The following is a 20473-nucleotide window of genomic DNA, read 5'->3' as shown; positions in this document are numbered from 1 at the left end:
GTTTATTTACCCCATGACCGGACAGCACTGTCCGAAGTGACCGATTTGTACCGTTCGCCCACGAACTGGGCCGAGCGGGTTTCCTGTTCCACTGCCCGCTGTACAAGCGCGGGCACATCGAGAATCAGCGCCACCTCACCACTACCTAGAATGGTGGAGCCGCTAATACCGCTTAAATTGGCGAAGAGCCGCCCGAGAGGTTTGATTACCGTCTGGTATTCACCCAGTAACGCATCCACGATCAGCCCCGCCTTGTGGCCGCCATAACTCACCACCACGATGTTCTCGCGGCGCCCAACTTGCCCATCAAGATCGAAGTAATCGCGTAAGCGAATGAAGGGCAGCACCTCGCCGCGCAGGTTGATGAAGCTGCACTGACGTGTTTCCTTGTGTTGCTCTGCGGTGAGCTCTACGCACTCGACCACGCTTTTGAGCGGCACCACATAGCTCGCATCGCCCACTCCGATGAGAAAGCCATCGATGATGGCGAGGGTCAGCGGCAGGCGGATGCGCAGCGTCGTGCCGCGACCCTCCACTGACTCGACATCCACGGTGCCCCGGAGCGCTTCGATGTTGCGCTTCACCACATCCATGCCCACGCCGCGGCCGGAAAGGTTGGTGACCGCATCGGCTGTGGAGAAGCCTGGTTCGAAAATGAGCTGGAAGATCTCGGCTTCCGTGAGGCCATCGGTACTCTGGATGACGCCGCGCTCCAGCGCTTTGGCCAAAATCTTTCCACGGTTGAGTCCGCCACCATCGTCGCCAACTTCGATGACGATGCTGCCGGCCTCGTGATAGGCGTTGAGCCGCACAGTTCCTTGGCTGGGCTTACCCGAGAGTGATCGTCGGTCGGCCGACTCGATGCCGTGGTCCATGGCGTTGCGTACCAGATGCATGAGCGGATCGGCGATCTTTTCCACCACGGTCTTGTCGAGCTCGGTATCCGCGCCGCTGATTTCCAGCCGGATGTCCTTGCCCAACTCTTGGGACACATCCCGCACCACTCGCTGGAAGCGCTGGAACGTCTCGCCAATGGGCACCATCCGAAGCTCCAGCGAGCCGTCCCGAATCTCCTCGACCAAGCCCGTAACCACAGCCACGGCTTCCTGAGTGGGGGTATCGCCGTTGCGCTGGGCGCAAAGCCCGGCGGCAGCGCTGGCGATAACGAGTTCGCCGACCAGGTTGATCAACGCATCCAGCTTGTCCGCCTGCACCCGAATGTATTGGCTCGCCTGCGCCCGCGTTTCACGGGCCTGTTGCTGCTTGCCCAGTGCGACGCTCAATACCTCAGGCGATACGGCGCCGTTTTCCACGAGCACCTGGCCAATGCGTGGAGCATCTTCGGCAGGAGCGTCGGCCGCTTGCTGGCATGCCAAGCCCGCGTCGAGTTCGGCACGGGTCAGCGCGCCGCTCGCCACAAGTATCTCGCCGAGCCGGGCGTCGTTTTCCGGCAACTGCTGGATCAGCGTTATATAGCGCTCTGCCTCGCTGCCCGGCGGGAGAATACGAAGCTGGCAGTCCTCTCGCACAAACTCGAACACCGCCTCGATCGCAGCTTTATCGGTATCGGCCCTGAGGTCGATTTCGAAGCCCAGGTAGCAGCTCTCGGCATCCATATCATCGGCGGATGGCAGCGCATCGGCTAGCGTGGCGACACTGACGATGTCGCCGAGTGTGCCTAGATAGCGGATGAACCCCATCGGATCCATGCCATGGCGCAGCACGTCTGGGCCGAAGCGCACGGAGATATGCCAGAGGTCAATGCCGCCGCCGCTTCGGGCTGAAGCGACCGCGACAGCCGTGTCATTCACCGCAGGAACAGGCGCGTCCGCTTCCTGATAGTCGGCGAGCGTGAGCAGCAGGATATGGCCCTCGGCTGCCAACGCGGGAGGGACACTGTCGGCATCACAGTCGATGAGCGACGCGATGTGATCACGTGACTTGAGCAGCAGTGCCGCCAGATCCTGATCGAGCGTGATCTCCCCTTCACGCAGTCGGTCGAGCACGTTCTCCACCACGTGGGTGAACGCCACCACGTGATCGAGCGCGAAAAGCCCGGCCGAGCCTTTGATGGTGTGCACGCAGCGAAACAGCGCGTTGAGTTGTTCCGAGTCCTGAGCACCGGCCTCGATTTCAAGCAGGTAGCGCTCCATGTCCTCGAGCATTTCACGGCTCTCGGCGAGGAACGTACTGAAAACGTCATCCAGGTTCATCGGAATTCTCTTTTTTCTGCGGGCATGAACACCGGATCACCGAAGTCAGGCGCGAGGTTGAGAAGCATCAGGGCCTCCAACACAGCTTCGCTGTGATTGACGTAGAACAGCCGACCACCCGCCCGTGCCGCCTCACGTTTGGCGAGCAGCAGGAGCTGAACACCGGCGGTATCCACCTCGCTCACCTGCGCGAGATCGATTTCCTGATCGACGCCGGCCGTGGCGATTGCAAGCAACCGAGGCTTGAGCTCTGCGGCATGGAACACACAGAGCTCACCGGCGAGGCTCGAGCGCCCCTCACCCATGACGCTGATTTCGCAGCTCATGGTCAGGGCATGATCAGTTTGGAGACCGCAGCGAGCATCTGCTGCGGCTGGAAGGGTTTTACCACCCAAGCCTTGGCACCCGCGGCTTGGCCTTGGGCCTTCTTGCCCTCGGCCGATTCGGTGGTGAGCATGATGACGGGCGTGAACTTGTATTCCGGCCTTGTCTTGACCTGCTTGAGGAACGTGATGCCGTCCATTACCGGCATGTTCACATCCGAAATAATCAAATGGACCCGTTGACCGGTGAGCTTGTTGAGCGCGTTCTGTCCGTCCGTCGCTTCGATAACGTCATAACCCGCGCCTTTCAAGGCGATCCCGACGACCTGCCTGATGGATGCCGAGTCATCGACGATGAGTATTGTCTTGGCCATGCCACTTCCACCTTATTAACAGTTATTCAAGCTTGCGCTTGGGATGCCTAGAAAAACGTAATGCCGTCCGTATCGTCGTCGGCGGTCTTGCCACTGTGAGCGCTGTGCTCGTCCGCCATGGCGTAGGAGTTTTCGATCTCCGCGAGCAATGCCTCGACATCCACTGCGCTGGGCTCGATATCCGGAGCCGCCTGGGTGCGAAGGGCATGCGTGGCACTGCCGATGTTGTCGCGCACATGGCACAGAATCTGGCTGGTGCGGTCCTGGAACTGGAGGGCCACCAGCGCCTGGCTCACTCCGGCCTGAATTTGCGCGTTGGTTTCCTGCAGGTGCTGACCCGAGCTGGCAAGGCCTTCGGCCATGTGGCGGAACTCCTCCAGGACCTGGCTGATGGCGCTCTCGGAAAGCTGCACCGATTGGTCGCGCGCTTCGGCTTCGAGGGCTGCATCGCAGGTGCTGCGGATGGCCTCGTTGATGGCGGCGATCTTGACGCCGATGTTTTTGCCGGTCTCGCCGGAGCGGCGCGACAGCTCGCGCACTTCGGTCGCCACTACCGCAAATCCCCGCCCTTGCTCACCGGCGCGCGCCGCCTCGATCGAAGCGTTGAGCGCCAGCAGGTTGGTTTGCGACGCAACAGCCGCTACATCGCCGGCCATATTGTTGAGCTCGTCGATGAATGAGTTCAGATGCTGGATCTGCTCGAGCTGCGCTTGCTTTTCGGTCAGCGCGGTTTTGAGTGCTTGCACTACATTCAGCAAGCGCTCTTCGCTACGTTCGAACAGCGCGCCCATGCCGCGCTCGTCAACTGCCATACCGGAGAAGAGCTGCGTGGCCTGGTCAAGCTCGACGCTCATCCGCGCAAACTGCCCGGAGAGCTCAACGACCGAATCCTCGGTTTGGCTGCGGGCATTCTCGATCTGCCGCTCCCAGACTGGAAACAGACGCTCGGCGAAACCCGAAAGAGTTGGACGGTACAAGCGATTCAAAGCGTCCTGAACCGCATCGATGCTTTGCTGCTGGGATTGCGCAGCACTTGCGAGCAGGCGCTGGACACGGTGTTTTTTCCGCTCGGCCACGACTGCGACCAACCCTAGGAAGGCAGATACAGGAGCGGCAACGACAAGAGGAGCGGTAACGAACAGCACGCCCGAGCCTACGCATGCGCCCGCATAAGGAGATATCAGCCAGGACCCGGCCCGACTCGCCAACATAGGTCTTTTCGCCTTCAACGAGCCAAACGGCGGGGACACATCTAGTTGGCTGGCGCGATAAGAATATGGCTTGCCCTGAGCGGGACGCCCGAGTTTCTCAGTCATAATTCCTCGATTGCTGAGAGGGTGAATACCGAGCCAAGCAGCTCGCCAAAACCCTTAGCGGCAATGCAGCCTAAAACATTAAGAAATATTGGCGCCATTTGTCTGACTCTATGGCGCGCCGATCATCAGAATTGATAGATAAGCTGAAGCACAGCGTGAGTGCGATAACGGATAGGCTTTTCAAGCCAACGTACCGGTAGCCGCATCATTCGGGCGACCGGCCTGCACCCTTCTCGTTGGATAACCGACGTCGCTGTATCTGCAGATGCGCCTCATGGCTCATGCCTTGCACGCCAGATAGGCCAAGCGATTGGGCTCGAGCCCGCCAAAGATTATCGACGTAGCGCACCTGGTGCAGGCGTAACAGCTTGTGATCGCCTCAGTAGTTCGCCATCGACTGACGGGGCGAAGTAATCGCCAAGAACCGCTCCGCGGAAGGTGGGCCGGGCGGCGTTCCGCGTAGGTAGGGTGGGCTTCAGCCCACCGCTTGCTCGCAAACACAGCCCTATCGACGCCTCGCCTGGCCTGTTGTCAGCCGGCTCATCTCTGGTGGGCTGAAGCCCACCCTACAAGGCTTGCTCGCAAGCACAGCCTCATCAACGCCTCGCCTGGGCTGGCGCTCGCCGGCTTCGGTAGCTGGTGGGCTAAAGCCCACCCTACAAACTGAAGCGCACCCTACAAGGTAGTCAGCCTTGCTATTCGCTAGCGAACAGCTTTACGAATTCCTCGGCCGGCACTGGACGACTGATCAGGTAGCCCTGTATCTCATCGCACAGATGCGCTTGGAGGAAATCCCTCTGCGCCTGCGTCTCGACGCCTTCGGCCACCACCTTCAACTCCAGGCTATGGACCATGGCGATGATGGCCCGAACGATCGCCGAGTCTTCGCCGGCCTGGTCCAGCTCAGAAATGAACGAGCGGTCGATCTTGACGAAATCCACCGGGAAGCGCTTCAGGTAGCTGAGCGATGAGTAACCGGTGCCGAAATCGTCGATGGCCAGTTTTACGCCCAGCGCGCGCAGCTGATGACTGATATTGATGGCATTATCGATGTCGTCGAGCAGCTGGCTCTCGGTCAATTCCAGCTCGAGCATATCCGCTGGCAACCCGGTTTCTTCCAGCACCTGACGCACCAGGCTGACGAAGTTACCCTGGCGCAGCTGCTTCGCCGACAGATTCACCGACACCCGGATCGCCGCCAGCCCATCCTGCTGCCACTGACGCGCCTGCAAGCAAGCCTGACGCAGCACGAACTCACCCAGCGGGATGATCAGTCCGGTCTCTTCGGCCAACGCAATGAACTGACCCGGCGCCAGCAAACCCTGCTGCGGGTGGTGCCAGCGCACCAACGCCTCGGCGGCATCCAGGCGACCATCCGCCATGTTCAACCGCGGCTGGTAAAAGACCTCCAGGTGCCCCTCCTCAAGCGCCCGGCGCAGCTGGTTTTCCAGCTTGAGATTTTCCAGGCTGGAGGCCTGCAAGCGCTCGGTGAAGAACTGCAAGGTACTACCGCCCAGGTGTTTTGCATGCTGCATCGCCATGTTCGCCTGCAGCAGCAGGGATGTGGCTTCACGCGCATTGTCGGGCATCAGGCTCACACCGATGGAAGCACTGACCACCAGTTCCTGGCCATCGACAAGCACCGGCTTGCTGATGCGCGATAGCAGGCGGCTGCCGCTATGCGCCAGCGTCGACAGGCTGCCATAGCTCTCAAGCACCACCACGAACTCATCGCCGGACAGGCGCGCAATGGTGTCGGCGTTGGAAAACGTATGCGACAGACGACGGGATATCTCGCGCAGCAACTGATCGGCCGCCTCGTGTCCCAGGCTCTGGTTCAGCACCTTAAAGCGGTCAAGGTCGATATAGAGGACCGCCAACCCGCGGCTGCTGTTGCGCGCCCGTTCGCAGGCAATATGCAGGCGCGTCTTGAGCAGGCTGCGATTGGCCAGCCCGGTGAGTTCGTCGAAGTGCGTCAGGTAGCGCAGGCGCTCCTCCACCTGACGCCGAACGCTGAGGTCGGAGACGAACGCCACGACGTGGCTGACGTTGCCCTGGGGATCGCGGACTACACGCAGTTGTGCCCATTGCGGGTAGACCTCGCCGTTCTTGCGGGTCTCGACCAGCTCGCCCTGCCAGATCCCGTCCCGCAACAGACCGTCGCGAATCGACGCGTATTGCTGGCGGCTGTCCTCGGAACTGGCCAACCGCGCCACGCTATGCCCGATGAGCTCTTCGCGGGTATAACCTGACAACGCACAGCAGGCGTCGTTGACCGCCAGCAGGCGAAACTCGGCATCCAGGATCGCCATGCCCTCACCCGCCGCATCGAATACCGTCGCCGCCAGGCGCTGCTGCTCGTCCTGCCGATGAGTCTCGCTGATATCACGACGAGTGCCGATCATCCGCAGCGCGCGCCCGCTGGCGTCGCGCTGAATGACGCGCCCGCGATCTTCGATCCAGACGTAGGAGCCGTCGGTCTGTATCGCTCGATAACGAACCGTATAGAGGTCAGTCTCGCCCTTGAGGTGGGCGATCACGTCCATGCGCACCCGCTGCAAGTCGTCCGGGTGGACTTCGGACCGCTGCCGATCGATCAGGCGCAACCGGCCGTTCTTACCGATACCGAAAATTACCTCCATGCGTGAATGATGGACCTCGTCATGCTCTAGGTCCCAGTCCCATAGGCCCAGCTCGCTGGCTTCGAGCGCCAAGGTCAGCCGCGTCTCGCTTTCGCGTAGCTCCACGGTGCGCTCGGCCACTCGCTGCTCGAGCCCGTCGAAAGCTTCGCGCAGTTGGCCTTCAGCATGCCGCCGCTGCTCGACTTCGCGTGCCAGTTCGCCGTTCAACAGGGCCGCCTCGCTGCGCATGTTCTGCAGCCGCTTGATCAGTTGCTGGTTGTGAAAACGCTGTTGCAGGCTTGCAGTCAGCAGGCGATTGGTCTGCCAGGCGATCATGCTGAGGGTCAGCAGAACGATCACCGTCAGCACGCCCCAGCCCTGCTGCTGCGCCTGATCACTGCTCAATAGCACAAACGCGGCCGGTAACAGACTGGGTAAGGCAAGCGCGAGGAAGGCGCGAAACGAAACGCCGCTGGTCACGCAGCCAGCGACGATCACTGAGCCGGTCGCACCGAAAAGCAGGGTTTGCTGGACGAAATCGTCGCTAGGCACTAGCGCGACGATCGCATAGCCGAGTGTGATAGCCGTGACGGCGTTGCCGAGCACAAACGCGCGGAGCCAATACGGACGCTGCTGATCCCCGGTATCGGCCTTACAGAATGAGTTCGCCTGTTGCAGCCGCAACAGCGTCAGTAGCAGCGTCCAACCTGACCACAGCGCCAGATTCAGCACTGGCGCCTTGCCCCAGAGAAGCGCGACGAATACCAGACTGGCGAGAATCATCAATATCAGCGATATCTGGGAACCCTGATAGAGCAACCGCGTACGCTCGGTCCGTTGGTCGATCTCCGCAAGGTTAATAGCGGCTTGGTCCTCCTTGGCCAATGGCGCCGATTGGGTTGCCTGGGCGAAATTGATCATTGATGCGTTCTTGTTAGGTCTGGAAGGCGTCTTCTGGCACCGGTCGATGATGGCACGCTGCTAGCCTTCGGTAACAGCCCGCTCCGACCAACGAACGAGAACGGCCGCGCAACCGCGTTACAAAGCACCGTGTAGAGCCGTCAGCCCGCTGCGCATCCGTCTGGTATGTTCAAACCCACCGGCAACCCGTTCGAGACGATGCCGCATCGGCGCCCGTCCGTTGTACGAGCGAGCCATCCGGGTTTGCGGATAGAATAGCGCTCATGCATGACGATCTCTCCCTCCTCCTGAATTCTCTCAACGACGCTCAGCGCCAGGCCGTGGCCGCGCCGCTGGGTCGCCAACTTGTGCTTGCCGGTGCCGGCTCGGGCAAAACCCGCGTGCTGGTGCACCGCATCGCCTGGCTACACCAAGTGGAACGCGCCTCGCTGCATTCGATTCTGTCGGTGACCTTCACCAACAAGGCCGCCGCCGAGATGCGCCAGCGTATCGAACAGCTGATGCAGGTCAACCCGCAGGGCATGTGGGTCGGCACCTTCCACGGCTTGGCGCACCGCCTGCTTCGCGCGCATTGGCAGGAAGCCAAGCTGGCGCAGAATTTTCAGATCCTCGACTCCGACGACCAACAACGGCTGGTCAAGCGGGTAATCCGCGAACTGGGCCTCGACGAGCAGCGCTGGCCGGCGCGCCAGGCCCAATGGTGGATCAACGGGCAGAAGGACGAGGGCCTGCGTCCACGGCATATCCAGGCCAGCGGCGATCTGTTTCTGGCTACCATGCTGAGCATCTATGAAGCCTACGAGGCTGCCTGTGCGCGTGCCGGCGTGATCGACTTTTCCGAGCTGCTGCTGCGCGCGCTGGATTTGTGGCGCGACAACCCAGGCCTGCTTGATCACTACCAGCGGCGCTTCCGCCACATTCTGGTCGACGAGTTCCAGGATACCAACGCCGTGCAATACGCCTGGCTGCGATTCCTCGCCAAGGGCGGCGAAAGCCTGATGGTGGTGGGTGACGACGACCAGTCGATCTACGGCTGGCGCGGCGCGCGGGTTGAGAACCTGCATCAGTTCAGCGAAGACTTCCGCGACGCCGAAACCATCCGCCTGGAACAGAACTACCGCTCCACCGCCTGCATCCTCAAGGCCGCCAACGCCCTGATCGCCAACAACCAGGGCCGCCTCGGCAAGGAACTCTGGACCGAGGGTTGCGAGGGCGAGCCGATCAGTCTCTATGCCGCATTTAACGAACACGACGAAGCACGCTACGTCGTCGAAAGCATCGAGAGCGCGATCAAGAAGGAAGGCCTCGCACGCAGCGAGATCGCCATTCTCTACCGCTCCAACGCCCAGTCGCGGGTGCTGGAAGAAGCGCTGCTACGCGAGCGGATTCCCTATCGTATCTACGGCGGCCAACGCTTCTTCGAGCGCGCCGAGATCAAGAACGCCATGGCGTACCTGCGCCTGATCCAGACTCGCGACAACGACGCGGCGCTGGAGCGGGTGATCAACGTGCCCGCGCGCGGCATCGGAGAGAAGACCGTGGAATGCCTGCGTCAGCTGGCCCGCCAGCAGGAAACTTCGATGTGGGCGGCGCTGCATCAGGCAGTCGGTACCAAGGTGGTTTCTGGCCGCGCGGCCAGTGCGCTGAACGCCTTCGTCGAGTTGATCGACACCCTGGCGTTGAAAGTCGAAGGCATGCAGTTGCACAACATGGCGCAGCTGGTCATCGAGCAATCCGGGCTGCTCGCCTATCACCGCGACGAGAAGGGCGAAAAAGCCCAAGCAAGGGTGGAAAACCTTGAGGAACTGGTCTCCGCCGCACGCGCCTTCGACAATTACAGCGAAGGCGAAGAAGACGAGCAGACGCCACTGGCCGCCTTCCTCGACCACGCCTCGCTGGAGGCTGGCGAGCAGCAGGCCGGCGATCACGAAGACAGCGTGCAGCTGATGACGCTGCACAGTGCGAAGGGTCTGGAGTTTCCGCTGGTATTCCTGGTCGGCATGGAAGAAGGCCTGTTCCCGCACAAGATGAGCCTGGAAGAATCCGGCCGTCTCGAGGAAGAACGCCGCCTGGCCTACGTAGGCATCACTCGCGCCATGCAACAGCTGATCATCACCTACGCTGAGACCCGGCGGTTATACGGCACCGAGACCTACAACAAGATCTCGCGCTTCGTTCGCGAACTGCCGCCGGCGCTGGTCAGCGAAGTGCGCCTGAGCAACACCGTCAGTCGCAGCTTCAACAGCCGCGGTATGGGCGGCGGCTCGATATTCGACGGCGCCAACGTGCCGGAAACGCCGTTCAACCTCGGTCAGCGCGTCCGCCATTCACTGTTCGGTGAGGGCACCATCCTCAATTTCGAGGGCTCCGGTGCTCAAGCCCGTGTGCAGGTGAACTTCGAGGATGAAGGGAGCAAGTGGTTGATGCTCAGTTATGCCAAACTCGAAGCGCTATGACGTATACGTCAACCTGTATCGATACTAATAAAATTCGCCAAAGGAAATAGCCACTCATGAAACGCCGTCACTTGTTTGGTGCCGCCGCTGCCCTGCTTGCATCGCTCAGCCTCGCAGGCTGCAACGACGAGAAGAAAGTCGAACCCACCGCTGAGCCGAAGGCCGCAGCCAGCGAAGCACCCAAGACCTACGACTGGAAGATGGTCACCGCCTGGCCGAAGAACTATCCGGGCCTGGGCACAGCCGCCCAGCGCCTGGCCGACCGCGTCAGCGCCATGAGTGACGGTCGCCTGACCATCAAGGTTTATGCCGCTGGCGAACTGGTGCCGGCGCTGGAGGTATTCGACGCCGTCTCGCGCGGCACGGCCGAACTCGGCCACGGTGCGGCGTACTACTGGAAAGGCAAGGTCCCCACGGCACAGTTCTTCACATCAGTTCCGTTCGGTCTGTCGACCAGCGAAATGAACGCCTGGCTGACCCGCGGCGACGGGCAGAAATTCTGGGACGAAGCCTACGCCCCCTACGGCGTCAAACCCATGGTTGTGGGCAACACCGGCATGCAAATGGGCGGCTGGTTCAACAAGGAGATCAACTCGCTGCAAGACCTTCAAGGCTTGAAGATCCGCACGCCCGGCCTGGGTGGCGAAGTGCTGAGTCGGCTCGGTGCAACGACCGTCAACATGCCGGGTGGCGAGGTCTTCACTGCGCTGCAGACCGGTGCGATCGATGCTACCGACTGGGTCAGCCCGTACAACGATCTCGCCTTCGGCCTGCACAAGGCAGCGAAGTATTACTACTACCCCGGCTGGCAGGAGCCCCAAGCCGTGCTGGAACTTCTGGTCAATCAGAAGGCCCTCGACAGCCTGCCGGACGATCTGCGCGCGATCCTCACCGAAGCCGCCCTCGCCGCCAGCCGCGACATGATCGACGACTACGTCTACAACAACGCCATGGCGCTCGATCAGCTCAAGCAGCAAGGCACCCAGCTGAGGCGTTTCCCCGATGAGGTGCTGGCCGCCATGCACGAGCAGTCCGATGTAGTACTCGGCGAACTGGCTGCACAGAGCGAGCTGAATGGCCGCATTTGGGCCTCGATGAAAGCGTTCCAGGCCCAGGTCAAACCGATGCATGAGATCTCAGAGAAAGAGCTGTACAACTGGCGCTGAGCCAGAGGACCCTCCCGAAGCTTGCCGGCCCTTTGCCGGCAAGCGCAACGAAGCAAAAGCCGGAAACACTCTGCAGCTGGCGCGCGCGGATCGGGCCGTGCAACATCACACCGTATTTTTCATCCAAACCGGGACTACCAAATGCAACGTGTGCTTAGCATCTTCATGGCGCTGTGTATCGGCCTGACTCTCAGTCTCGACGCCAACGCCAAGCGCTTCGGCGGCGGCAAAAGCTTCGGCTCGGCGCCCAGCCATCAGACCCGTCAGGCGCCACAACAGACCCAGGCTGCGCCGAATCAGGCTGGCCGTCAGACTCCGGCCGCCGCCAGCGGCGCCTCGCGCTGGCTCGGCCCGCTGGCCGGTCTCGCCGCCGGCGGTTTGCTCGCCTCCATGTTCATGGGCGATGGCTTTGAGGGCATCCAGTTCATGGATATCCTGATTTTCGGCCTGATCGCCTTTCTACTGTTCCGCTTCCTCGCCGCACGCCGCCGTCAGCAGCAGCCGGCCGTTGCAGGACATGCGCCGATGCAGCGTGAAATGCCAAAGCAGCAGTCGATCTTCGGCGGCAGCGCCGCTCCGGCAGCTACGGCTCCAGTGATCAATGCGCCCGCCTGGTTCAATGAACAGAGTTTCGTTGGCGCTGCGCGCGAGCATTTCATGTCCCTGCAGCAGCACTGGGACGCCAACGAAATGGACAAGATCGCTGAGTTCGTCACGCCGCAGCTGTTCGAGTTCCTCAAGCGTGAGCGTGCCGAGATTGGCGACGCCTACCAGTCCACCTACATCGATGATCTGCAGATCCAGCTCGATGGCGTGGATGATCAGGCCGAGAAGACCATCGCCACCCTGACTTTCGTCGGCGTGTCGAAGAATTCGCGCTTCGATCAGGGCGAGCCCTTCAGCGAAAGCTGGCGCATGGAGCGAGCCCAAGGCGAAAACCAGCCATGGCTGGTGGCGGGAATCCGTCAAAACGCCTGACACGCGCAGAGGTAACTCAAAACCCGGGCTTGTCCGGGTTTTTCTTTTTCGACAGAAGAACGATTGAATGACGATGCCCGCGTTAGTCGGAGGACAAGTCGTTACTTAGAAGGCCCCTTTGAAACGTCCCATGGGGAGGCCCTGAGTCAGTATCCGCCTTGGCCGCGGCCCGGCTGTATGGGCGTTTCAGCGGATGATGTTGGACGCTCTCCTTCGGGCGAAGCCTTCGCTTGTTGGCAGTCAAAGCTGAACCCTGTGAAGAATTAAGCGTCTCATGCTGCTCGCGAAATACTAAAAAGAACGGAGTCCTGCGTGTCAGGCAACCTTGCAACAGGGCCCAGCGCCGGCGGTACGACCCGCGCTCCCACCGCCACCTCCGCACCGAATCTCCAGCCGGTTCGCCAACCATGAGCAGCGTTCGCCTGCCCTCGGTCGATCGTTTGTTGCGCGCACCCGCTTGCGAGCCCTTGCATCAGCGCTACGGCCGCGAAGCCTTGCTCGGCACCCTGCGCGATCTGCTCGACGAGCTGCGTGAACCTGCGCGGCACGGGCAGCTGGCTGCGCTTGAATTGTCCGACGCGGTGCTAGCCGGCCGCGCTGGCGAACGGCTGGCCAGTCAACATCGCAGCCGCGTACGGCGGGTGTTCAACCTCACCGGCACGGTGCTGCATACCAATCTCGGCCGCGCGCTGTTGCCTGAAGAAGCCATCGAGGCAATCACCCTGGCGGCACGCTACCCGCTGAATCTGGAATTCGACCTGAACAGCGGCAAGCGCGGTGACCGCGACGACTTGATCGAAGGTCTGCTGCGCGAATTGACCAGTGCCGAGGCCGTTACCGTGGTCAACAACAACGCCGCCGCCGTGTTGCTGGCGCTCAATAGCCTCGGTGCACGCAAGGAAGGCATCATTTCTCGCGGTGAATTGATCGAGATCGGGGGCGCTTTTCGTATCCCGGACATCATGGCGCGCGCCAGCGTGAAGCTGCATGAGGTGGGCACTACCAATCGCACCCACGCCAAGGATTACGAATCCGCCATCGGCCCGCGCAGCGGCTTGCTGATGCGCGTGCATACGAGCAATTACAGCGTGCAGGGCTTTACCGCCAGCGTCGCCACCGCCGAACTTGCAGCCATTGCTCATAGCCACGATCTGCCACTGCTCGAAGACCTTGGCAGCGGCAGTCTCGTTGACCTGTCGCAGTGGGGCCTGCCCAAGGAACCCACCGTGCAGGACGCGCTGCGCGACGGCGCCGACATCGTCACCTTCAGTGGCGACAAGCTGCTCGGTGGACCACAGGCAGGGCTGATTGTTGGTCGCCGCGAACTGATCCAGAAGATCAAGAAGAACCCACTCAAGCGCGCCCTGCGGGTAGACAAACTGACCTTGGCGGCGCTGGAAGCGGTGCTCAATCTCTATCGTGATCCCGACCGTCTCGGCGAACGCCTGACCAGCCTGCGCCTGCTCAGCCGCCCGCAGAGCGAAATCCGACAGCAGGCCGCGCGGATCGCGCCGGCGCTGGCTGCCGTGCTTGATGAAACCTGGCAGGTCGCCGTTACCGACGCGCTGGGCATGATCGGCAGCGGCGCGCAGCCGGTGGCCCGGCTACCTAGCGCCGCGTTGTGTATTCGTCCGCAACAGCCCAAGCGGCTGCGCGGCCGTAGCTTGCGCAACCTTGAAGAAGCACTGCGCGGCCTGCCGATCCCGATTCTCGGGCGCGTAGCGGATGATGCCCTCTGGCTCGATCTGCGCCAGCTGGACGACGAGCCGGCATTCCTCGAACAGCTGCCGCACCTGCAACGGGAGCTGGCGACATGATCATCGGCACCGCCGGCCATATCGATCATGGCAAAACCGCGCTGCTCAAGGCCCTGACCGGGCAGGACGGCGATCGCCGCCGCGAAGAGCGCTTGCGCGGCATCACTATCGACCTCGGCTACCTCTATGCCTCGATCGGCGAGCGCGATCTCACCGGCTTCATCGACGTGCCCGGCCATGAGCGTTTTGTGCACAACATGCTCGCCGGCGCCTGCGGCATCGATTGCGTGTTGTTGGTGATCGCCGCGGACGACGGTGTGATGCCGCAGACCCGAGAGCACCTGGCGATTGTCGAGTTGCTGGGCATTCGCCGCGCGCTGGTAGCGCTGACCAAGATCGACCGGGTCGAGCCCACACGCGCAGATGAAGTTCGTCGGCAAATCGAAGCACTGCTGACACCCGGCCCGCTAGCCGGCGCGCCTATCTTCCCGGTGTCGAGCACGACTGGCGAAGGTATCGAGGCGCTTCGCGCCGCGTTGATCGAGCAGACGGCAGGTGAGCAAAAGCGCAGCGAAGACGGTTATTTCCGCCTGGCTATCGACCGGGCATTCAGCGTCACCGGCTCCGGCGTGGTAGTCACCGGAACCGCTTTCGCCGGCCAGGTGCGAGTTGGCGATGAACTGACCCTGAGCCCCACCGGACGTAGCGTTCGAGTGCGCGGCTTACACGCGCAGAACCGGGAGGCCCAAGCGGCGCGCGCGGGCCAGCGCGTCGCCCTGAATCTCGCGGGCGAGCGCTTGGCGGTGGCGCAGATCAGCCGCGGCGACTGGTTGCTGGAACCCGCTCTGCAGGCCTCAACCCGGCGCATCGATATCGAGTTCACGCTGTTGCCCAGCGAGGCTCGCGAGCTGCGGCACTGGACGCCCGTTCACATCCATCTGGGTGCACAGGACGTCACCGGCCGCATCGCCTTGCTGGAAGGCGAATGCCTGGCACCCGGCGGGCATGTGCATGCGCAATTGCTGCTCAACGCGCCGGCCCACGCCGTGCACGGCGATCGCGTGGTCCTGCGTGACCAGTCCGCTCAGCGCACGCTGGGCGGCGGTCGAGTGCTCGATCCCTTCGCCCCGCCCCGCAATCGGCACCGCCAGGCGCGCCTGGCTCAGCTGCGGGCACTGGGCGGCGATACGCTGGAAGACATCCTTCCTGCTCTACTGCCGAGCGCCATCAATGGTTTGGAACCGACGCTGCTGGCGCGACAATTCAACCGCCCGAGGGAAACCTGGCGCCTGCCGGACGAGGCGCTGGAAGTCGCCACCCGGCTCGGCCCACGACTGTTCGACCGTGGCGTCTGGGATTATCTGGAGCAAAGCCTGGTAGCCGCACTGCAGCGCTTCCATGAAGAGCAACCGGATGAGCTCGGCCCGGATCGGGATCGTCTGCGCCGCTACGCCCTGCCCCAGCTGGAGCGGCCGGTCTTCATCGCCCTGCTGGAACAGACGCTGGCGGCCGGCACGGTGGAAGCCAGCGGCCCCTGGCTGCACTTACCCGGGCACCGGGTACGGCTGAGTGACGACGAAGAGGCATTGAAGGCACGGTTGTGGCCGCTGCTCAGTTCAGGCCGTTTCGATCCACCCTGGGTGCGTGATCTGGCGCGGGACCTGGAGATCGCCGAAGACCAGGTACGCAATCTGATGCGCAAGCTGGCGCGCATCGGAGCCTTGCAGCAAGTCGTCAAAGACCTGTTCTATCCCGACTCGACCATCCGCCAACTGGCCGATCAGATACTGCTGATAGAACAGCAATCTGGAGTAATCCGCGCCGCCGCTTTCCGCGACCAGATTCAGCTGGGGCGCAAGCGCAGCATTCAATTATTGGAACACTTTGACCGCATCGGCCTTACTCGGCGCTTCGGCAACGAGCGCAAGATCCGGCCGGACAGCGCTCTGGCCTTGGAGGCTGAGTTCAGGTAGGCCGCTAACGATATCTTCTGGCTAGACATTCAACCCGTTCGGAAGACATCTGGAAGGCAATCGCACCCGGTGGTGCGGCCGGGCTTCAAACCCGGTTGGGGACGGCAGCCGTTCCTGGGTGGGTTCGACTCCCACTGCCTTCCGCCATTTTCCCTTCTGCAAGCCCAGGCTACTTATAGGCATGCTCCAGCTCATCAATAAACAAGCGCAGCCTTGTCGGCTTCTTGCTCTAGGTCGTACGCGGTAGTCCAGATCAATATCCTTGCTGGCTAGCGTTCTCGGAATCACTGGCTTTTGCTTCATCCGCGAGCGGTCCGTTCATGCAAATTCGAATTAATCGGCATCGGCCGAGCCGCGAGCCGGCGCAGATGCAACGTAACGACGCCTATCAGTGACGGCTCGATGCGCTGTGGATGGCTCGCCGCTATACACCTGATAAAGAAAACCAATCATTCGGACACCTATAGATACAAATTCTTGGTCTAGCCTAACCAGCACGCGTTAATAGGAGATCGAGCATGTTGGCAACTCTGCTTCCGGCCCTGCGAAAATTGGACTTGCCGTTGCGCCTGCGCTTGTGGGACGGCACCGAGATGGACATCGGACCCGATCCCAGCGTAACGCTGGTCATCAAGGATCCGAATCTGGTTCCGCAACTGGCACACCCAAGTCTTGACCTGCTCGGCGGTGCCTATGTCGAGGGCAAGGTCGATTTGCACGGCCCGCTTGAAGAAGTCATCCGCATCGGGGATGAACTCAGCCGCGCGCTGGGTGACGAACATTCGGTATTGCCGGCACGCGAGGCCCACGACAAGGCCACCGATGCCGAGGCCATTTCCTACCACTACGATCTGTCCAACGATTTCTACCAGCTCTGGCTCGACCGCGACATGGTCTACTCCTGCGGTTATTTCGAAACCGGAACGGAAGATCTCGACCAGGCCCAGCAGGCCAAGCTGCGGCACCTGTGCCGCAAGTTGCGCCTCAAACCCGGCGACCGTCTGCTGGATGTCGGCTGCGGCTGGGGTGGGCTGGCGCGATTTGCCGCCCGCGAATTCGGCGCCGAGGTGCTCGGCATCACGCTCAGCCGTGAGCAGCTGAAGCTGGGGCGCGAACGCGTCGTTGCCGAAGGGCTGGAAGGTCAAGTTCAGCTGGAGCTCATGGATTACCGCGATCTGCCCAAGGATGGCCAGTTCGACAAGGTCGTCAGCGTCGGCATGTTCGAGCACGTCGGTCACGCCAACATGCCGCTTTACTGCAAACAGTTGTCGGAGGTGGTGCGCCCGGGCGGGTTGGTGCTCAATCACGGCATCACTTCGCGGCACACTGACGGTCGGCCTGTAGCACATGGCGCGGGCGAGTTCATCGACCAGTACGTCTTCCCGCACGGCGAATTACCGCACCTGATGGAGATCGGCGCCTGTATCAGCGAGTCGGGGCTGGAGATCGTCGACGTGGAAAGCCTGCGGCTGCATTACGCGCGCACCCTGCAGTTCTGGAGTGAACGGCTGGAGGCGAACCAGGCCGAAGCCCAGCGGATGGTCCCGGAGCGCGCGCTACGTATCTGGCGGGTCTATCTGGCCGGTTGTGCCTATGGCTTTCGCCGCAACTGGATCAACCTGCACCAGATCCTGGCAAGCAAACCGCTGCCGGATGGCTCCCATGAATTGCCATGGTCGCGGGCCGATATCTACCGCTAGCCGAGTTTAAGTGCCGGAGCCCTGTCAGACGGAGCGCCGCTGTCGCGATCAGCGCAACAGAAGCAACGGCGTGGTGGTCGAGCGGATCATGCTGGTCGTGGTGCTGCCAACGAAAAACTGCCGAATCCGCGAATGACCGTAAGCGCCCATCACCAGCAGGTCGATAGCGTGCTCGGCCTGGTAAGCGTGCAGTGTCGGCTCGACTTCACCGGCTCGAATTGCGATATGCACCTCGAAGCCAGCTGCAGTCAGCGCGTCACGCGCGGATTCCAGCGGCGCGCGACTATCGCTGGTGTCCGCGCCCACCATTACCAAGTGAATCGGAATGCCCTTGAACAACGGGCTGGCCGCAAGCATTTCGACGCCCTTAAAGGTGGTTGCGCTGCCGTCGAAGGCAAGCATCACGCTGGTCGGCACGCTGAAACGAGCCGGCGTGACCAGTATCGGCCGGTGCAACGTGCGGATGACGCTTTCCAATTGGCTACCTATCAGCTGCATGTCGGTACCGCTGTCCTCCCCCTGCTTGCCGATCACCAGTAGCCGGGTATCGCCTTCCAAATCATGCAGGCTTTCCACTAGATCGCCATGGCGCTGGCGCACTTCTGGCTGTGCCACGCCAGCATCGATGACGCGCTGCTTCGCCGCGTCGAGCATCATCCGCCCCTCTTCCAGCGCCAGCTTGCTGCGTTTTGCATCTAGTGCAGCGAGCTCTTCGAGCAGGTATTCGCGGCTGCCCAGTCCGATAATGCCGCTGAGATTGCCAGTTGTCGGGTACTGTTGCTGATCGAGTACATGCAGCAACGTCAGCGGTGCTTTCAGTTGCAGACTGGCCCAGGCGGCGCAATCACACACCGCCGCGGCTTGCGGGGAACCATCGATACACGCCAATACCTGATTCATCGTCGTTCTCCTAGTCAGTGATCCATGAGCGTATCGATGGCGTCGGGCTTACCGTGCACACCGAAGCGATCAACGATGGTGGTGCTGGCTTCATTGAGACCCAGCACATTCACCTCAGTACCTTCGCGGCGGAACTTGAGCACCACTTTGTCCAGCGCGGACACGGCGGTGATGTCCCAGAAGTGCGCGCGGGACAGATCGATGGTGACCTTGCCGAGCGCCTCCTTGAAATCGAACGCCGCGGTGAACTTGTCCGACGAACTGAAAAACACCTGCCCGACCACCTTGTAGGTGCGCTCGTTACCTTCGGCATCCAGCCCCGAGTCGATATGCAGGTAGTGGCCGACCTTGTTGGCGAAGAACAGCGCCGCCAGCAGCACGCCCGCCAATACACCGTAGGCCAGGTTATGGGTGAAGACCACCACCACCACGGTGACCACCATGACGATGTTGGTCGATAGCGGGTAGTGCCTGAGATTGCGCAGCGAATCCCAGCTGAAGGTGCCGATCGAGACCATGATCATTACCGCGACCAAGGCCGCCATAGGGATCTGGCTGACCCAGTCGCTGAGAAATACCACCAGCAGCAGCAACACCGAGCCGGCGATCAGTGTCGACAGGCGAGTGCGCCCACCGGATTTCACGTTGATCACCGACTGGCCGATCATTGCGCATCCGGCCATGCCGCCGAACAGGCCGGAAGCGATGTTGGCGACGCCCTGGCCCTTGCACTCGCGGTTCTTGTCGCTGCCGGTATCGGTCAGGTCGTCGACGATGGTGGCCGTCATCAGCGATTCCAGCAGGCCGACCACGGCTAGCGCGGCGGAATACGGGAAAATAATCGTCAGAGTTTCGAAGGTCAGCGGTACTTCCGGCCAAAGGAAGATCGGTAGCGTATCGGGCAGGTCACCCATGTCGCCCACGGTACGGACGTCGAGCCCCAGGTAGATGGCCACGGCGGTCAAACTCAGGATGCAGACCAGCGGTGACGGGATCACCCGGCCGATCTTCGGCACATAGGGGAACAGGTAAATGATGCCCAGGCCGACTGCGGTCATCGCATAGACATGCCAGGTGACGTTCGTCAGTTCCGGCAGCTGCGCCATGAAAATCAGGATCGCCAGCGCGTTGACGAAGCCGGTGACCACCGAGCGCGAGACGAAGCGCATCAGCAAGCCGAGGCGCAGATAGCCTGCACCGATCTGCAGCACGCCGCAGAGCAGGGTCGCTGCCATCAAATACTGCAGGCCATGATCGCGCACCAGCGTCACCATCAGCAGCGCCATGGCGCCAGTCGCCGCCGAAATCATGCCCGGGCGGCCGCCGACGAAGGCGATCACCACGGCGATACAGAAGGACGCATAAAGACCGACCCGCGGATCGACGCCGGCAATGATGGAAAAGGCGATTGCCTCCGGAATCAGCGCGAGCGCGACGACAAGTCCGGCGAGCACGTCACCACGAATGTTGCAGAACCAGTTTTGTTTGATCGAGTGGAGCATCGGAATATCCAAAGCAAAAGGCGCCGCCGCCAGGCCGGAATGCGGTAAGCAGGCTGAAACGAGACCAGTTTTCAAGTTCGAGTATGGGTGCATCCACGCGCATGGGGCGCGGCGCACAGCAGAATACGACCGCACCCATGACAGGCGGTCGTGATCAAAGCGAGGGGCGTTGCGCTATGGCGGACTAGGCAGCCAGGTCATGGAAACAATCGCTCATTTGCACGCTTCGATGCCAACCGGCACCGAAAGGGGCGGCAAGGATACCGAAACCAG

The 20473-nt window shown here is 61.8% G+C and carries 14 protein-coding genes and 1 tRNA gene; 8 read left to right on the top strand and 7 right to left on the bottom strand.

Going from position 1 to position 20473, the window contains the following annotated elements; translation table 11 throughout:
• Positions 1-2 precede the first annotated feature (2 nt).
• Genes NAV33_RS10270 through NAV33_RS10255 form a run of 4 tightly spaced genes read right to left on the bottom strand, consistent with a single transcriptional unit; the run spans position 3 to position 3701 of the window.
• A complete protein-coding gene (locus tag NAV33_RS10270; protein ID WP_255980217.1) occupies positions 3-2219 on the bottom strand; it encodes a chemotaxis protein CheA in 2217 nt (738 codons plus the stop codon).
• On the bottom strand, positions 2210-2539 hold the full coding sequence (locus NAV33_RS10265; RefSeq protein WP_255979608.1) for an STAS domain-containing protein: 330 nt from the start codon (positions 2537-2539) through the stop codon (positions 2210-2212). Before NAV33_RS10265 ends, NAV33_RS10270 begins: the two co-directional genes overlap by 10 nt.
• Positions 2540-2541: 2 nt before the next feature.
• A complete protein-coding gene (locus NAV33_RS10260) occupies positions 2542-2910 on the bottom strand; it encodes a response regulator (RefSeq protein WP_131649386.1) in 369 nt (122 codons plus the stop codon).
• A 47-nt stretch (positions 2911-2957) separates the two neighbouring features.
• Positions 2958-3701, bottom strand: coding sequence for a methyl-accepting chemotaxis protein (locus tag NAV33_RS10255; RefSeq protein WP_255980215.1), 744 nt, complete (start codon positions 3699-3701; stop codon positions 2958-2960).
• Between NAV33_RS10255 and NAV33_RS10250 the strand changes: the two genes are divergently transcribed.
• Positions 3597-4004 (top strand): hypothetical protein, encoded by a 408-nt coding sequence (locus NAV33_RS10250; protein ID WP_255980254.1) that lies wholly within the window; start codon positions 3597-3599, stop codon positions 4002-4004. The genes NAV33_RS10255 and NAV33_RS10250 overlap by 105 nt on opposite strands.
• A 917-nt stretch (positions 4005-4921) precedes the next feature.
• On the opposite strand, the gene NAV33_RS10245 is transcribed toward NAV33_RS10250, so the two are convergent.
• Positions 4922-7768, bottom strand: a complete 2847-nt coding sequence (locus NAV33_RS10245) for a putative bifunctional diguanylate cyclase/phosphodiesterase (protein ID WP_255979606.1) — start codon at positions 7766-7768, stop codon at positions 4922-4924.
• 263 nt (positions 7769-8031) lie between these two features.
• Between NAV33_RS10245 and uvrD the strand changes: the two genes are divergently transcribed.
• The 7 genes from uvrD (at position 8032) to cfaB (ending at position 17798) form a co-directional block, all read left to right on the top strand.
• On the top strand, positions 8032-10224 hold the full coding sequence (gene uvrD, locus NAV33_RS10240; protein ID WP_255979604.1) for a DNA helicase II: 2193 nt from the start codon (positions 8032-8034) through the stop codon (positions 10222-10224).
• A 56-nt stretch (positions 10225-10280) separates the two neighbouring features.
• Positions 10281-11390, top strand: a complete 1110-nt coding sequence (locus NAV33_RS10235; RefSeq protein WP_255979602.1) for a TRAP transporter substrate-binding protein — start codon at positions 10281-10283, stop codon at positions 11388-11390.
• Positions 11391-11531: 141 nt separating this feature from the next.
• Positions 11532-12368, top strand: a complete 837-nt coding sequence (locus NAV33_RS10230; RefSeq protein WP_255979600.1) for a Tim44 domain-containing protein — start codon at positions 11532-11534, stop codon at positions 12366-12368.
• Positions 12369-12775: 407 nt separating this feature from the next.
• Positions 12776-14185 carry an L-seryl-tRNA(Sec) selenium transferase gene (selA, locus tag NAV33_RS10225; protein ID WP_255979598.1) on the top strand — a complete coding sequence of 470 codons (1410 nt, stop codon included), beginning with the start codon at positions 12776-12778 and terminating at the stop codon, positions 14183-14185.
• Complete coding sequence (gene selB / locus NAV33_RS10220; RefSeq protein ID WP_255979596.1) at positions 14182-16098, top strand: selenocysteine-specific translation elongation factor; 1917 nt, start codon at positions 14182-14184, stop codon at positions 16096-16098. Before selA ends, selB begins: the two co-directional genes overlap by 4 nt.
• A 51-nt stretch (positions 16099-16149) precedes the next feature.
• Positions 16150-16245 (top strand) — tRNA-Sec (locus NAV33_RS10215).
• A 371-nt stretch (positions 16246-16616) separates the two neighbouring features.
• Positions 16617-17798: a C17 cyclopropane fatty acid synthase CfaB gene (cfaB, locus tag NAV33_RS10210; protein WP_255979594.1), complete on the top strand. Its 1182-nt coding sequence runs from the start codon at positions 16617-16619 to the stop codon at positions 17796-17798.
• A 48-nt stretch (positions 17799-17846) separates the two neighbouring features.
• On the opposite strand, the gene NAV33_RS10205 is transcribed toward cfaB, so the two are convergent.
• Both NAV33_RS10205 and NAV33_RS10200 read right to left on the bottom strand, forming a co-directional pair.
• Positions 17847-18698: a universal stress protein gene (locus NAV33_RS10205; RefSeq protein ID WP_255979592.1), complete on the bottom strand. Its 852-nt coding sequence runs from the start codon at positions 18696-18698 to the stop codon at positions 17847-17849.
• A 14-nt stretch (positions 18699-18712) separates the two neighbouring features.
• Entirely contained in the window at positions 18713-20200 is a 1488-nt protein-coding gene (locus tag NAV33_RS10200; RefSeq protein WP_255979590.1) for a SulP family inorganic anion transporter, read from the bottom strand.
• Between the last annotated feature and the right edge of the window lie 273 nt (positions 20201-20473).

This window comes from Stutzerimonas stutzeri (assembly GCF_024448715.1).
GTDB classification, from domain to species: Bacteria; Pseudomonadota; Gammaproteobacteria; order Pseudomonadales; family Pseudomonadaceae; genus Stutzerimonas; species Stutzerimonas stutzeri_AR.
This window is presented reverse-complemented; position numbering and strand designations above follow the sequence as displayed.

What these genes read in the sequence shown, in the direction of transcription:
- NAV33_RS10265 (WP_255979608.1), bottom strand. Translation starts at nt 2,539, where the DNA reads ATGAGCTGCGAAATCAGCGTCATGGGTGAGGGGCGCTCGAGCCTCGCC.
- NAV33_RS10260 (WP_131649386.1), bottom strand. Translation starts at nt 2,910, where the DNA reads ATGGCCAAGACAATACTCATCGTCGATGACTCGGCATCCATCAGGCAG.
- NAV33_RS10250 (WP_255980254.1), top strand. Translation starts at nt 3,597, where the DNA reads ATGCTGGATCTGCTCGAGCTGCGCTTGCTTTTCGGTCAGCGCGGTTTT.
- NAV33_RS10255 (WP_255980215.1), bottom strand. Translation starts at nt 3,701, where the DNA reads ATGGGCGCGCTGTTCGAACGTAGCGAAGAGCGCTTGCTGAATGTAGTG.
- NAV33_RS10245 (WP_255979606.1), bottom strand. Translation starts at nt 7,768, where the DNA reads ATGATCAATTTCGCCCAGGCAACCCAATCGGCGCCATTGGCCAAGGAG.
- uvrD (WP_255979604.1), top strand. Translation starts at nt 8,032, where the DNA reads ATGCATGACGATCTCTCCCTCCTCCTGAATTCTCTCAACGACGCTCAG.
- NAV33_RS10235 (WP_255979602.1), top strand. Translation starts at nt 10,281, where the DNA reads ATGAAACGCCGTCACTTGTTTGGTGCCGCCGCTGCCCTGCTTGCATCG.
- NAV33_RS10230 (WP_255979600.1), top strand. Translation starts at nt 11,532, where the DNA reads ATGCAACGTGTGCTTAGCATCTTCATGGCGCTGTGTATCGGCCTGACT.
- selA (WP_255979598.1), top strand. Translation starts at nt 12,776, where the DNA reads ATGAGCAGCGTTCGCCTGCCCTCGGTCGATCGTTTGTTGCGCGCACCC.
- selB (WP_255979596.1), top strand. Translation starts at nt 14,182, where the DNA reads ATGATCATCGGCACCGCCGGCCATATCGATCATGGCAAAACCGCGCTG.
- cfaB (WP_255979594.1), top strand. Translation starts at nt 16,617, where the DNA reads ATGTTGGCAACTCTGCTTCCGGCCCTGCGAAAATTGGACTTGCCGTTG.
- NAV33_RS10205 (WP_255979592.1), bottom strand. Translation starts at nt 18,698, where the DNA reads ATGAATCAGGTATTGGCGTGTATCGATGGTTCCCCGCAAGCCGCGGCG.
- NAV33_RS10200 (WP_255979590.1), bottom strand. Translation starts at nt 20,200, where the DNA reads ATGCTCCACTCGATCAAACAAAACTGGTTCTGCAACATTCGTGGTGAC.